Here is a 13,930-nt window from a genome sequence, read left to right as displayed (position 1 = left end):
CGAGCGGGAGCTTCGGGGCGCGGGCTGGGCGGGGAACGTCAGCCCGGAGGTCTGGGAGAGAGAGGGCGTGCCCGGCCCGGCCCCGGCGTCCACCCCCCGGAAGGGGAGGGAGGCCGGGCCGGACACGTCCGGTGTGGCTAGCGGGTCACCCTCGTCAGAGGGTCACGCTCCAGCCGTTGAGCGTTCCGGTGTCACCTGGGCCGTAGTCGTAGAAGTACAACTGCCAGGTGCCGGACGCCTGGGAACTGACGCCCGGGACGTAGAACGTCTTCGGGCCGTTCCACGCCGTGCACTCGTACTGACCGGAGCCCTGCCGCTTGACCTGGTAGGTCTGACCGGCCGGGGAGACCAGCCAGACGCCGAGGTCCTCCATGCAGGTGTGGTCGACGTCGATCGACAGCGTCACCTGGTAGGCCGCCTGACCCGACACGTTCGCCTGGAGCGGGCTGACCGTCCAGGTGTAGTCGTCGAGCGGGTACTGGGTGTCGCTGCTGGCGGTCCGGCCGTTGGTCGGCTTCGTCACCGAGAGGGTGAACGTCGCCGTCCGCGTGACCGAGCCCTTGCCCGTGACCGTCACCGTGTAGCTGCCCTCAGGCGTGCTGCTGGTGGTGGCCACGTTCAGCGTCGCCGAGCCGCCGGTCTGCACCGAGCCCGGGTCGACGGTCGCCGTCGGCCCGCTGGGGGACACGGTCGCCGACAGCGCGACCTGCTGCGCCGACCCACCGGTCAGGGTGGTGCGGACTGTCGCCGTCACCGGCTTCCCGGCCTCCACGGTGCTGGTGGACGGGTCCACCGAAACCGAGAAGTCGTCGGTCCCCGCGCCCTTCACCGACAGGGTGAAGGAGACGGTGTGCGAAGCGGACTTCCCGGTGCCCGTGACCGTCACGTTGTAGTCGCCCGCCGGGGTGTCCGACGTGGTGGCGACCGTCATCGTGGACCTGCCGCCGGCCTGGATCGAGGCCGGGTTGAAGGTCACCTTCGGCCCGCCCGGCGACACCGTCGCCGTCAGGTCGACCGGCTGGGCGGCGCCCGCGGTCACCGCCGTGCTGACGGTGGCCGTGGCCGACTGCCCCGGTTGGACGCTCGCGGACGACGGATCAGCGGTGAGCGAGAAGTCGTCCGTGGGCGTGCTGTTCACCGACGTCTTCCACAGCGCCCACGCGATGGCGTCGGCGCTCCGGTCGAGCCCGGTGGTGTTGATGTTGCTCGGGTAGGAGTCGCAGGACTGGTGGTAGCACCGGTCGAACGACTGCCCGGCGGTGCCGCCCCACTTCTGCGCCTGCGTGGTGGTCTTCACCGCGTCGGCGCCGGTGGACAGGAACGACGTCTGGATTCCGGCGTTGCGGAACGGCCCGTCGTCGCTGCAGCACTCGGACATCTCGTCCGGCACGATGTTGATCGAGTCGAAGTAGCCCTTCAGGTTGGCCGACAGCGCCGAGTTGACGCCGGCGATGAAGTAGCCCGGGTTCGGGCTGCCGACCATGTCGAAGTTGAAGTAGCCCTTGATCTTCGACCGCTCGGTGCTCGGAAGCTGGTTGACGTAGTAGGTCGAGCCCTTGAGGCCCTGCTCCTCGTCCGTCCACCAGCCGAACCGGACGTGGTTCAGCATCGACGGCTTCGACTGCGCCAGGGTCAGCGCGGTCTCCAGCAGCGCGGCCGAGCCGCTGCCGTTGTCGTTGACGCCGGGTCCGGCCCGGACGCTGTCCAGGTGGGCGCCGAACATGTAGACGTTGTTGGCGTTGCCGCCCGGCCAGTCGGCGATCAGGTTCGGGCCCGCGCCCGCCGTGCAGCCGGACGCGCAGGTCTGCCGCGACACGGTGAACCCGGCCGCCTGCAGCTTCTGCTCGATGTAGGACACCGACGCCGTGTAACCGCCGCTGGTGGCGTAACGGGTGCCGCCGTTCTGCGTGGCGATGTTCTGCAACTGCTGCAGGTGCGCCTTCACGTTCTCCACGTTGACGTCCGGCGGGTTGCCCGTGCCCGGGTTCCCGCCGCCCTCGACGGTGAGGTTGTACGTCGCGGTGTGCGTGTTGGTGCGTCCCTTACCGGTCACGGTGACCGTGAACGGTCCGGTCTTGGCCGCGTCGCTCGCCGCGATGGTGAGCGCGGACGTGCTGCCCGAGTTCACCGTCGACGGGCTGAACGTCGCGGTCAGGCCGCTGTTCGCGGGGGACACGGTGGCGGTCAGGTCGACCGCCTCCGAGGTGCCGCTCGCGACGGTCGTGTTGACCGTGGCCTGCACCGACGCGCCCGGCTTCACCGAACCGGAGTTCGGCGACACCGAGAGGGAGAAGTCGCTCCCGGACGGCGTGCAGGTCGGCTCGCCGGACTGCGCGCCGAGGGTGACGGCGTTCCAGGCGTCCTTGACCTTGTTGTACCAGTTGCAGGACGGGTCGAGGTTCTTCGCCGCGGACAGCGTCAGGACCCGGTACCGGCCGTAGTTGGTGCCGGAGGTCTTCATCGCCATCGCGTTGTAGAAGATCTTCGCGGCGTTCATGATGCCGATGCCGGTCACCGAGGAGGGACCGCCCGAGCAGATCGGGCTGGTCGGCTTCCCGCCGCCCGGGTTGTTGCCCTCGGCGAGCAGGTAGAACCAGTGGTTGCCCGGTCCCGCCGCCTTGTGCACCTCCATGTTCGGGACGGAGCTGGAGTAGCAGTTCGGGTCGTTGTTGACCAGCGACGGCTGGTACATGTTCCGGATCGGTCCCGACCCGGTCAGGTTGATCATCTCGCCGACGGTGTAGTCGGGCTTGTCCGTCGGGTTGTTGAGGAACGCCTCGGTGGCCGCGCCCCAGACGTCGCCGACGAACTCCTGGGTCCCGCCGCCGGAGATGCCGCCGGGGGTGAAGTTGTCCAGGCCGTGGCCGAACTCGTGCGCCACCACGTCCGTCGCGGTGATCCACTGGCCGGAGTTGTTGTGGCCGAAGCGGGCGTTGGAGCCGTTCCAGTAGGCGTTGACCTCGTCGAGCCCGACGAGCGCCGGGTACCACTGGCCGCTGCCGTTCAGGCCGTTGCGCCCGAAGCTCTTCAGCAGGTCCCATTCACCGGCCGAGGCGTACATGACGTCGACGCAGCCGGCTTCCTTGCTCGTCTTGGACGTGCTGCCCCAGACGTCGTCCGGGCCGGAGAAGACCTGGTTGGTGCTGAGGTCGGCGCAGGTGATGCCGGACCGCTGCGGGTCCCGCATCGTGTACTGGCTGCCGGATTGGGTCGTTCCGATGTTGAGGTTGGACCCTTCCCAGATGCCGGTGCCGGTGCCCGCGTAGATGAGCTCCTGCTCGGCGAACCGCTTGCCGGTCAGCGCGTCGACGTACACCTTCTTCAGGCTGGGCTGCTTGCCGTCCCGGCCGGAGACCGTGGTCTCCCAGGCGAGGCGCGGCTTGGCCAGCGCGTGCACGACGAGGCGCGGCTGGAGCGCCTTCTTGTCGGGCTTGGTCAGCGCCGCGCGCGAGGTGCGCAGGGCGGCCGCCTTGCCGACCTTGGGGGTGACGCCGCGAAGGTCGAGCGCGCGCTTCTGCGCGACCGACAGGTTCCGCACCTGGCCCTTGTCGTCGGTGGCGACCACGAAGTCGCCGCCGACCACGGGGAGCCCGCGGTACGTCCGCTCGTACGCGACGTAGTTCAGGCCCCAGGGGGTTCCGGTGACCTGCGTGCGGACGTAGCCGTCGAACTTGCTCGGGTGAAGTTCGGCGACCCGTCCCGCGACGACGCGCTCGGCGGACGCCACGGCGGCCGTCTTCGGATCGGGCGTCGCGCCCTTCGCGTTCGGGAGCGCTCTCAGGGCCACCGGCACCAGGCCGGCCACCACGAGAGCGGCGGCCACAAGGACCGCCAGAATTGGTTTGCGTTTCACTGCCGCATGCCTCCATCGACACGGGGGAGGCCGCTCCGCGGGGGGACGGGGCGGCCGCAGGCACGACGACCGCCACCGGCGGACGGGAACCCGCGGTCACACGGGCCGGACGAGAGCGAGCCGGCTCCCGAATTGGGAGGTGAAATGCGGATAAACGGGGGGCGGGCACCGGGGCGGGCGGACGGTTTGTCGCGCCTTGCGAAGATGAGAGTGACATCTGCGAATCGGTTGCGGCCCCTTCCACTTCGGCATAGCTTCACCGCTATGCAGGTTGAACTGCGGCATTTACGAGTTCTCACCCAGTTGGCCGAGATGGGCAGCATCACCCGCGCGGCGGCCAGTCTGGGCGTGTCACAGCCGACGCTGAGCAACCAGTTGCGGCGGATCGAGAAGGCGTTCGGCGGGCCCTTGTTCGTGCGCGGAGCTGGCGGAATCACGCCAACTCCGCTGGGTCGGCATGTTCTCGCAAGGGCGCGCGGACTCCTCGCCGATATGGACGATCTGCTGGCGACGCTGCCGGGCGGCGGGTCCCGGTCGGGCATCCGCCTCGGCACCCATCCGCACATTCTTCTCGGGGAATGGCTGCGCAGCCTGGAGACCGGACTGCCGCACCGCGAGGTGACGACGAGCCTCGACTATTCGGGCGCCGTGCTGACGCAGTTGCTGGCCAATGACCTGGTCGACGTCGTGTTCATGGGACGCGTCGCCGACCACCACGCGCCGCCGTGCCCGCCGGGCACGACGGAGCGGGTGATCACGGTCGAGCCGTGCGGGATAGCGCTAGCGTCGTCGCACCGGCTGGCCCGCCGCGGCCGGGTGTCGATGACCGACCTCGCCGAGGAGACCTGGATCCCGCCGCAGGGCGGCGACGACGGCGGCACCGCGATGCTCCGCGCCGCCTGCGAGGCCGCCGGTTTCACGCCGCGCTTCCGGTACGCCGACACCGACTTCACCAGCATGGTCGGGTTCGTCGCGGCCGGGTTCGCGATCACGCTCGCGTCCCCGACCTGGCTGCCCGGCGACGGGATCACGATCGTCGCGCTGGAGGGGCATGCCACCGACGCGTACCGGGTGCTGCGCTGGCGGACGTCCAACGTCCCGACCAGCGAGATCGACATCCTGCACCGGACCTACCACGAGCTGTACCGGCCGGTGGTGCAGCGCAACGGCATGACGCTGCCCTGGCTCGCCGACAACCCGGACTCCCGGCCGCGGCTGCTCGAGGTCCCCTGCGACTGATCTCCCGCGCGCTGTTCCTGCGCGGTGTTCCCGCGCGGGTTCAGATGCCCAGGTCGGCCAGGTGGCGTTCGGCGTCCAGGGCGGCCACGCAGCCCGTTCCGGCGGCGGTGACGGCCTGGCGGTAGGTGTGGTCGACCAGGTCGCCGCAGGCGAAGACGCCGGGGAGGTTCGTCCGGCTGCTCGGGGACTGCGTGCGGACGTAGCCCTGCGCGTCGACGTCCACCTGGCCCGCGAACAGCTCGCTGCGCGGGTCGTGGCCGATGGCGACGAACAGGCCGGTGACGTCCAGGGTGCCGGTCGCCTCGGTGCGCGCGTCCCGGACGGACACAGCGGTGACGTGGTCGGCGCCCTCCACGCCCGTCACGACCGTGTTCCAGCGCACCGCGATCTTCGGGTCGGCGAGCGCCCGCTCCGCCATGATCCGGCTCGCGCGGAACTCGTCCCGCCGGTGCACGATCGTGACGCTCTCCGCGTACCGGGTCAGGAACGTCGCCTCCTCCATCGCGGAGTCGCCGCCGCCGACCACCGCGACGTGCCGCCCCTTGAAGAAGAAGCCGTCGCAGGTCGCGCAGGACGAGACGCCGCGGCCGAGGAGCCGCTGCTCGCCGGGGACGCCGAGCGGCCGCCACGCCGAGCCGGTCGCGAGGATCACCGCGCGGGCCCGGTACTCGACGTCGCCCGCGCACACCCGCTTGACGTCGCCGCCCAGCTCGGCGTGGACGGCGTCGTCGCACACCAGGTCCGCGCCGAACCGCGCGGCCTGCTTGCGCATGGCGTCCATGAGGTCGGGGCCGAGGACGCCGACCGGGAAGCCGGGGAAGTTCTCCACCTCGGTCGTGGTCATCAGCGCACCGCCGAACGCGGCGCCCTCGATCACCAGCGGGGCCAGGTCCGCGCGGGCGGCGTAGACCGCCGCCGTGTACCCGGCCGGGCCGGACCCGATGATGATCAGATTTCGCACATCGCGATCTGTTCGCACGCTGTACCTCGTTTCGGGAGCGGTGGGGAGAAGCGTCAAGCAGGGTTTATTTAGTGAAGCTATTGGCGGGGGCTATTACGTGGCGCGGCCGCCGTTCCGGGGCCCGGCCGCCGCCAGCGTACGGATCGGCTCCCGTTCTTCCCGGGGTTATGCAGGCGCGGTATACCCCGATGGCATTAGCGGCCGGATGTGCCGCCGCCCACACTCCTTCCGAACCGCGATAACGAACGGAGGGTGTCATGGCGGCGTATGAGATCGAACCGCTGTCCGGCGAATGCGCGAACGTGCTGCGGCATAACGATCACGTGTGCATCGGGGTCAGCCCCTTTAACAGCTATTTCAGCGCGGAACGGCTGGCGAGCCTCGCCCGGTGGGCGGCGGCCGAGTTCGCCGATTTCCACTTCTTCGTCCCGGACGAGATCACCGCGTACACGTTCGAGGCGCTCGGGTACCCGCCGGCGCGGGCCCGGCAGAAGGCGCACCGGCAGGCCCGGTACACGCACAACAAGATCCGGTCGGCGCTGGTGGCGCTGTCGGTCCCGGATCCGGACGACCACGTGCTGAGCATGGTGCGGCTCAACGCGAACCCCCGCTACCAGGTGCTTCTGGACAAGGCGAACATTCTCTTCCTGGGCAACCGGGAGTTCCGGGACGCATGCCTGGAGGCGACCCGCTGGGTTCTGGACGGCAAGCTCCCGGACGGCCGTCCCGCGACGGCGGAGGAACTCCGGCTCGGCGTCCGCTATTTCCTGGCCGAGCTACCGCTGTTCGCCGGATCGGGGTACATCGTCGGCGCGGCCAACTCGCTGTTCGCCTACCACCAGCGGGTGCGGTTTCTCGAAAGGTTCTTCAACCGCGAGCTGGAGTGGACGCCCCGGGACGGGCAGGGATTCCTCGTCGTCCGCGACGCGCGTCCCGGGGCGGCGCCTGAGTCGGGGGCTGAGTCGGGGGCTGAGCGCCAGGACGATAGAGCACTTTCCCGGCTCGGAAAAGTCGGCTAGGGGCCGGAGGAAAGATCGTGAACTCCCACCCCGCGCTTGATCCCACGTCGCATGCCCGGACGGTCGGGCACGACGACTACTCCCTCGTCCGTGTTCCGGAATCCGCGCGCCGTTCGTGGATTTCCGTCGCGGTGCAGCGATTCGGCCAGGTCTCGTCATTCCAGCAGTTCATGGTCGGCGCGATTCTCGGCTACGGCATGACGTTCCGGGACGCCGTCCTCGCCATCACCGTCGGCTCCGTCCTGCTGGAGACGATCACGATCCTGCTCGGTATAGCGGGCGTGCGGGAGGGGCTGTCGACGTCCGTCCTCGCGCGCTGGGCCGGGTTCGGACGGCGCGGCTCCGCGCTCGTCGGGATGCTCGTCGCGATCAGCCTGGCGGGCTGGTTCGGCGTCCAGAACGGCGTGTTCGCGCAGGGCATGCACGACCTCGCCCCGTGGTCGTCCGAATGGCAGTGGGCCCTGCTCGGCGGCGCCGCCATCACCGCCGTCACCACCTACGGGTTCCGCACGATGGCGTGGGTCGGGTACCTGACCGTCCCGGCGTTCCTGGCGCTCGCGCTCGTCTCCATCGTGGACGCGCTGCGCAGCCACCCGCTGTCCGAACTGGTCGCGGCGGAGCCGCCGGGGCCGCCGCTGTCGCTCGGCGCGGGCGTCACGCTCGTCTCCGGCGCGTTCGTGCTCGGCGCGATCATGACGCCGGACATGACCCGGTTCAACCGGCGGCCCTCCGACGTCGTGAAGCAGACGCTGCTGTCGGTGACGCTCGGCGAGTACGCGATCGGGCTGATCGGCGTGCTGCTCGCGCACGCCGCCCGCACCGACGACGTCGTCGGCATCGTCACCTCGTCGTCCGGGGTGCTCGGGACGCTGGTCCTCGCCACCGCGATCTTGAAGATCAACGACTGGAACCTGTACTCGTCCTCGCTCGGCCTGGTCAACGCGGTCCACGTGCTCACCGGGCGGCGGGTCGGCCGCGTCCCGGTGACGGTCGCGCTCGGCGCGCTCGGGACGCTGCTGTCCGCGGCCGGGATCGTGCACGCCTTCGCCGGGTTCCTCACCGCGGTCGGGATGCTCGCCCCGCCCGTCGCCGGGATCGTCATCGCCGAATACCACCTCGTACGCGCGTGCCGGCCGGTGCTCCAGGACGCCCGCCGCGCCGGCACGCCGCCGCCCGACCCGCCCGACTGGGCGCCGCGCGCCCTGGTCAGCTGGGCGGCGGGCACGGCCGCCGCCGTCGCCGGACTCGGCAGCGCCGCCCTCACCTCGGTCGCCGTCGCCTTCACCGTGCAGACCGTCCTCGGCTGCGTCCCCGTCGCGCGGTTCCGTGCCGGGCGGTTCGGGCGGCGCCGTCTCGGGCGGTTCGGGCGTGGCGGCGGCGAGGCGTCCGCCCATGTCACCGCCGCGACACCGAAGGGAACCTGACGTGCTGCCCCTGATCACCCGAGAGCGCCTCGCCGCCGAGATGGACGCCGGGACGGTCGTCGTCGTCGACACGATGCCGCCCGCCTACTACGAGAAGGAGCACCTTCCCGGCGCCCGCAACATCCCCGGCTTCCCCTACGGGCGGGCCGCCGAGTCCACCGACGAGCACGCGCCCCGCGTCCTGCCCGACAAGTCCGTGCCGGTCGTCGTGTACTGCGCGAACGTCCCGTGCCGCAACAGCGGGCTGGTCGGCGCGCGGCTGCTCGAACTCGGCTACCGGGACGTCCGCAAGTACCGCGAGGGGATCGAGGACTGGGTCGCCGCCGGGCTGCCCACCGAATCGTCCGGCACCTGATCGTCCGGGCCGCCGGGCCCGGATCGCCCGCACCCCATGGAAGGAAGTACCACCGTGAAACGCACGATCGCCCTCCTCACCGGGACGCTGTCCCTGGCCGGTGCGCTCGCCACCGGCCTCGCCGCGCCCGCCGTCGCCGCTCCCGTCCCCGGTCCCGCGTCGGCCTCGTCCGTCTCGTTCGCGGACGAGACGATCGTCGACGTCACGTCGGCGAACTACCAGCAGGTCATGGAGATGTCCAACACGAAGCCCGTCGTGCTGGACTTCACCGCCACCTGGTGCCACTGGTGCCAGGTGCAGAAGCCGTACCTGCAGAAGTACCACGACGCGGACAACGGGTCCTGGGTCTGGGCCCGCGTGGACGTCGACCAGAACAAGAACCTGACCAGCAAGTACGGCGTGCGGGGGATTCCGGCGCTCGTCAGCGTCCGGAAGAGCGCCGAGTACGGCAGCCGGTTCGTCGGCTTCGACCCGTCGTCGCCGGAGGCGCTGCGCGCCTGGCTGACGAACGTCGTCCGCACGTACTGATCCGGGACTCCCGGCGGGCCCCGCCTGCGCCGGGCACCCGATCGGACCCACCCCCACCCCCGTGCCGGGGCTCGGCGCCCCCCGAGCCCCGGCACGCTCCCGAAGGAGAACGAAAGGCCATGAACGGAAAGCACTGGAGGACGGCCGCGCTCCTCGCCGCCGCGCTCGCCCTCCCGCTCGTCCAGGCAGGTGAAGCGGCGGCGTCCCCGCCCGCCGTCCGGCAGGACGACACCAAGGTCTACATCGTCTGGCTGCGCGGCGTCCCCGCCGATCCGGCGCAGGTGACCGCTACCGCGAAGGAGATGACCGGGAAGTACGGCGGACGGCTGCGACGCACGTACTACTCCGCCATCCAGGGGTTCTCCGCCGACCTCACCATGGACGAGTACATGGCGTACCTGTCCGACAATCGCATCGAGTCCATCACCGCCGACAAGACGTTTCGCGTGGCGGGGACGCAGACCAACCCGCCGTCGTGGGGTCTCGATCGCATCGACCAGCCCGATCCGCCGCTCGACCGCGTCTACCGGTATCCGGGCGACGCCGCGAACGTGCGGGTGTACGTCCTGGACACGGGGGTCAGGACGAGCCACCGCGAGTTCGGCGGACGCGCCCGCGCCGCCTTCGACGCCATCGACCCCGCCAACCGAAGCGGCGCGGACTGCAACGGGCACGGCACGCAGGTCGCCGCGACCATCGGCGGACGGCTCACCGGCGTGGCCAAGGGCGTCCGGATCGAGTCGGTGCGGGCGCTCGGCTGCGACGGCGCCGGGACGGGCGAGCAGATCATGACGGCCGTCGACTGGGTGGACGCGCACGCGCAGCGTCCCGCGCTGCTCAACCTCAGCTTCTCCGGACCGTCCGAATCGGTGCTCGACCTGGCCCTCTACGGCATGACGGAGAAGGGCCTCGCGTACACGGCGGCGGCCGGGAACGACGGCACGGACGGCTGCATGACCACTCCAGGACGCCAGACGACCGCGATCACCGCGTCCGCCACCGACCGGTCCGACCGGCGGCTCCCGACGGCGAACCACGGCACGTGCGTCCACCTGTTCGCGCCCGGCGACGGGATCGTCACCGCGAGCGCGACCTGCGACGTCTCCTACACCAAGGCGAGCGGCACGTCGATGGCGGCGGCGCACGCCGCGGGGGTCGCCGCGATGTACCTCTCCGCGCACCCGGACACGAAGCCCGAGGAACTCGACAAGGCGCTCAGGGAGAAGGCGGCGAAGGAGAAGGTCCAGGACCCGGGCGAGGGCACGCCGAACCTGCTCCTCCAGGCCGGTTGAGGCCGCATCGTCCTGTCACCGCACCGTTCCGTTACCGCGCCGGGGATATGTGCCAAAATGCTCGCGACCAAGCGACCGGTGGGGCCGGAGAGCGAGCCCGGCCGGATCCGCGCCGTGCTCCCCTGCGCCCGTCCCGATCCCCCCTTGGGAGCGGACATGCAGTTGGAACTGCATCACCTCAGAACCCTGCGGGCCGTGTCCGCGGCGGGCAGCCTGAACCGGGCGGCCGAACAGCTCCAGCTGCCGCAACCCGCGCTGAGCCGCCAGTTGCGGCGGCTGGAGGACCTGTTCGGCGGCTCGCTGTTCGACCGGCACCCGGGCGGCGTCCGCCCGACCGCGCTCGGCCGGGTCGTCCTGCACCACGCCGCCGCGATCCTCGACGACTGCGCCGCCATCCACGACGACCTCGCCCGGCACCGGGACCGGCAGACCGGCACGATCCGGCTCGGCTGGACGGCGAGCTGCCTCGCCGACCTGCTCCTGGACGAGCTGCGCCGCCGCTTCCCCGGCACCGCGATCGAGGTCACCGTCGGCGACTCGATCCGCCAGGTGACGGACTGGCTGCTCACCGGCGAGATCGACGTGGCGCTGGTGAACGAGCAGACCGTCATGCCGGGCTGCCGTCCGGGCGGGCTCGCCGTCCAGCACATCGTCGACGAGCGGCCGCACATCCTGCTGCGCGGCGACCATCCGCTGGCCAGGCGGCCCGCCGTCACCGTCCCCGAGTTGCGGGACGAGCGGTGGATCGCGATCTCCGGGTCGGACGGGTGCATCGCCTTCCTGCACCGCGTGTGCCGCCCGTTCGGGTTCACCCCGGAGATCGTCCATCATCTGCCGCTGCACGGGCCGCACGAGGACGTCGTCCGGCATGACGGGAGCGTGCTGCTGACGCAGGGGTGGCGGCCGTCCGCGCCGGGCACGGTCCGCCGTCCGATCGCGGGACTGCCGTGGGTGTCGCGGCACTGCCTCATGTACCGGCCGGACGGACTCTGGGCGCGGCAGGTCCCGCATTTCGCCCGCGCGCTGCGGGAGGCGCACAAGGCGAGGATCGACGCGGGTCCGCGCACGGCGGGCGGGTGACGATGGACATCGAACTCCAGCAGTTGCGCATCCTGCACAGGGTCGCCGAGACGGGCAGCATCAACCGCGCGGCCGAGGAACTCGGCATGAGCCAGAGCGGGGTCAGCCGCGCCCTGCAACGGATGGAGCGCGCGGTCGGGTTGCCGGTGCTGCACCGGCGGCCGTCCGGGATCACGCTCACCACGGCCGGGTCGATCCTGCTCGAACACGCCGACACCGTCCTGCCCGCCGTGAGCCGCATGTTCACCGACGTCCGCCGCTGCCTCGCCGCGGACGGCGGGAGGTCGCCGGTGCGGCTCGGCGCCGTGCCCGCGCCGACGCTGACGTCGTTCGTCCGCTGCGTGGAGGACCTCGGCATCGCGCCCATGTCGCTGCTCGTGGACGAGTCCGGGCAGCGGCTCGTCCAGCTCATCGGCAACGGCGAGATCGACGTCGCGCTGTTCCGGCACTTCCCCGAACTGGACCCGGAGCCGCCGGAGCCGGTGCGGCACGAGGAGATCGCCGCGCAGCACCCGTACCTGTGCGTGCCGGACACGCACCCGCTCGCGGGCCGTCCGGCGGCCGGGCTCGCGGACCTCGGGGACGAGCACGTCGTCCTCGCCTACCCGGAGTGCCAGCCGCTGACCGGGCACTTCCACACCGCGTGCGCGGCGGCGGGGATCCGGCCGCGGGTGAGCTACGCCAACAGCGCGTCCGCGGCGGTCGCGCTCGGGCACGCGCTCGGCGCGGTCACGTTCACCTACTGGCCGGAGGTGAAGGAGGCCCGGATGGCGCACGTCCCGCTCCGGGACACGCCGCTGAACGCCGTCCTGCTGCTGGCCTGGCTGCCAGACGGTCCGCTCGGCGACGAGCCGGGGGCGCGGCTGGTGTCGTCCGTCCGGACGCTGCACGCCGCCTCGGTCGAGACCGGCGCCTAGACGTCAGCCCGTCTGGACGGGCTCGGGCCGTTCGTCGAGTCCGCCCCGGTCGCGGGGCGGGGCGCACGAGGCGCGCTGGAGGAGCTGCGCGCCGACGCGGTAGGTGCGGCCCGTCCGCGCGCCCGGCACGCCGCCCCGACCCCGTTCGAGCTGCTGGAGCAGCAGATCCATGGCGAGTTCGCCCAGCTCGCGGGCCCCGTTGTCGACGACGGTGACGGGCGGGTGCCACCAGCGGAGCCAGCTGATGTCCTCGTAGCAGACGAGCGAGATGTCGTCCGGGACGCGGACGCCCGCCGCGACGAGCGCGGGCAGCACCCCGAACACGGCCTCGTGGTTGGCGGCGAACAGCGCGGTGATCTCCGGCGCGCGGCGCAGCAGCCGCTCGGCCGCCTCGGACCCGAAGGACGGCTCGAACGGGCCGCGCTCGACGAGCCGCTCGTCCACCGGCAGGCCGCGCTCGCGCAGCGCCAGCTCGTAGCCCGCGAAGCGCTCCTGCCCGGAGTTCGTGTCGGCGGGGCCGCCGATGTAGCCGATGTGCCGGTGCCCGAGGCCGAGCAGGTACCGGGTGGCCTCCTGCGCGCCGTCCCGGTCGGAGGCGAGGACGGTCGGCGCCGCGCTCTCCGCCGCGCCCCGGATGAGGTTGACGACCGCCGTCCCGGAGCCGAGCAGCGCGTTGGACGCGGCGGCGTTCGAGCCGGTGCCGATGAGGATGACGCCGTCCACGCCGTGCTCGCCGAGCGTGCGGAGGATGTTCTCCTCGCGGCGCGGGTCGGCGTCGGTGATGGACAGCATCATCTGGTAGTCCTCGGCGGCGGCGCGGCGCTGCACGACCTCGGCGATCGTGTGGAACGACGCGTTCACGAGGTTGCCGACGACGAGCCCGATCAGGTGCGACTGCCGGGAGCGGAGCGCGCTCGCGGCGCGGTTCGGCTGGTAGCCGAGCCGGCGCGCGGCGTCCTCGACGAGGGCGCGGGTCTCGGGCGCGATCAGGGACGACCCGCTCAGCGCCCGGGAGGCGGTGCTGCGGGACACGCCGGCCGCGGCCGCCACGTCCTTCAGGGTGACGCTCATCGTGCTCCGATTCTGCAATCGATCCCAATGTCGGGGCAATCATGCCATACCCAATCGGCGCGCGGTGAGTGCACAGCGCAACGAGTTCCCACGTCGTCGCACGTGGAAATGGCGAAGTGACCCTTGACACTCGCCTAGGCTGTGCCGCAACCTTGTGCAACCGATCCCAGCGGGATGAGCACTACGAACTC

11 protein-coding genes are annotated in these 13,930 nt (G+C 71.4%); 8 read left to right on the top strand and 3 right to left on the bottom strand.

Features of this window, described 5'->3' with window-relative positions; genetic code table 11:
* Positions 1-154 precede the first annotated feature (154 nt).
* Positions 155-3,853: a M28 family peptidase gene (locus FXF65_RS02410; protein WP_148348000.1), complete on the bottom strand. Its 3,699-nt coding sequence runs from the start codon at positions 3,851-3,853 to the stop codon at positions 155-157.
* Positions 3,854-4,117: 264 nt separating this feature from the next.
* Here FXF65_RS02410 and FXF65_RS02405 point away from each other — a divergent pair, with 264 nt between their 5' ends.
* Entirely contained in the window at positions 4,118-5,092 is a 975-nt protein-coding gene (locus FXF65_RS02405) for a LysR family transcriptional regulator (RefSeq protein WP_187412041.1), read from the top strand.
* Positions 5,093-5,132: 40 nt separating this feature from the next.
* Here the strand turns inward: FXF65_RS02405 and trxB are convergent, their stop codons facing one another.
* Positions 5,133-6,053 (bottom strand): thioredoxin-disulfide reductase, encoded by a 921-nt coding sequence (gene trxB / locus FXF65_RS02400; protein WP_246198303.1) that lies wholly within the window; start codon positions 6,051-6,053, stop codon positions 5,133-5,135.
* A 257-nt stretch (positions 6,054-6,310) separates the two neighbouring features.
* Between trxB and FXF65_RS02395 the strand changes: the two genes are divergently transcribed.
* The 7 genes from FXF65_RS02395 to FXF65_RS02365 all read left to right on the top strand — a co-directional run bounded on the left by FXF65_RS02395 (position 6,311) and on the right by FXF65_RS02365 (position 12,668).
* On the top strand, positions 6,311-7,072 hold the full coding sequence (locus FXF65_RS02395; protein ID WP_148347997.1) for a tRNA-dependent cyclodipeptide synthase: 762 nt from the start codon (positions 6,311-6,313) through the stop codon (positions 7,070-7,072).
* Positions 7,073-7,089: 17 nt separating this feature from the next.
* Positions 7,090-8,496, top strand: coding sequence for a purine-cytosine permease family protein (locus FXF65_RS02390; RefSeq protein WP_148347996.1), 1,407 nt, complete (start codon positions 7,090-7,092; stop codon positions 8,494-8,496).
* A gap of 1 nt (position 8,497) precedes the next feature.
* Entirely contained in the window at positions 8,498-8,851 is a 354-nt protein-coding gene (locus tag FXF65_RS02385; protein WP_148347995.1) for a rhodanese-like domain-containing protein, read from the top strand.
* 54 nt (positions 8,852-8,905) lie between these two features.
* Complete coding sequence (locus FXF65_RS02380) at positions 8,906-9,379, top strand: thioredoxin family protein (protein ID WP_148347994.1); 474 nt, start codon at positions 8,906-8,908, stop codon at positions 9,377-9,379.
* A gap of 119 nt (positions 9,380-9,498) precedes the next feature.
* Positions 9,499-10,671 carry a S8 family peptidase gene (locus FXF65_RS02375; protein WP_148347993.1) on the top strand — a complete coding sequence of 391 codons (1,173 nt, stop codon included), beginning with the start codon at positions 9,499-9,501 and terminating at the stop codon, positions 10,669-10,671.
* 156 nt (positions 10,672-10,827) lie between these two features.
* Positions 10,828-11,751, top strand: coding sequence for a LysR family transcriptional regulator (locus FXF65_RS02370; protein WP_222868328.1), 924 nt, complete (start codon positions 10,828-10,830; stop codon positions 11,749-11,751).
* A gap of 2 nt (positions 11,752-11,753) precedes the next feature.
* Complete coding sequence (locus tag FXF65_RS02365; RefSeq protein WP_187412039.1) at positions 11,754-12,668, top strand: LysR family transcriptional regulator; 915 nt, start codon at positions 11,754-11,756, stop codon at positions 12,666-12,668.
* A 3-nt stretch (positions 12,669-12,671) separates the two neighbouring features.
* On the opposite strand, the gene FXF65_RS02360 is transcribed toward FXF65_RS02365, so the two are convergent.
* Positions 12,672-13,739 (bottom strand): LacI family DNA-binding transcriptional regulator, encoded by a 1,068-nt coding sequence (locus FXF65_RS02360; RefSeq protein WP_148347989.1) that lies wholly within the window; start codon positions 13,737-13,739, stop codon positions 12,672-12,674.
* Positions 13,740-13,930: the final 191 nt, after the last annotated feature.

The organism is Actinomadura syzygii (genome assembly GCF_008085905.1).
Classification (GTDB): domain Bacteria; phylum Actinomycetota; class Actinomycetes; order Streptosporangiales; family Streptosporangiaceae; genus Spirillospora; species Spirillospora syzygii.
Note: the sequence above shows the minus strand (reverse complement) of the source record. Positions and strands in the feature narration are given on the sequence as shown.

Excerpts from the sequence above, each read along its gene's own strand:
- FXF65_RS02405 (WP_187412041.1), top strand. The coding sequence starts at position 4,118 with ATGCAGGTTGAACTGCGGCATTTACGAGTTCTCACCCAGTTGGCCGAG.
- FXF65_RS02395 (WP_148347997.1), top strand. The coding sequence starts at position 6,311 with ATGGCGGCGTATGAGATCGAACCGCTGTCCGGCGAATGCGCGAACGTG.
- FXF65_RS02375 (WP_148347993.1), top strand. The coding sequence starts at position 9,499 with ATGAACGGAAAGCACTGGAGGACGGCCGCGCTCCTCGCCGCCGCGCTC.
- FXF65_RS02370 (WP_222868328.1), top strand. The coding sequence starts at position 10,828 with ATGCAGTTGGAACTGCATCACCTCAGAACCCTGCGGGCCGTGTCCGCG.
- FXF65_RS02365 (WP_187412039.1), top strand. The coding sequence starts at position 11,754 with ATGGACATCGAACTCCAGCAGTTGCGCATCCTGCACAGGGTCGCCGAG.
- FXF65_RS02360 (WP_148347989.1), bottom strand. The coding sequence starts at position 13,739 with ATGAGCGTCACCCTGAAGGACGTGGCGGCCGCGGCCGGCGTGTCCCGC.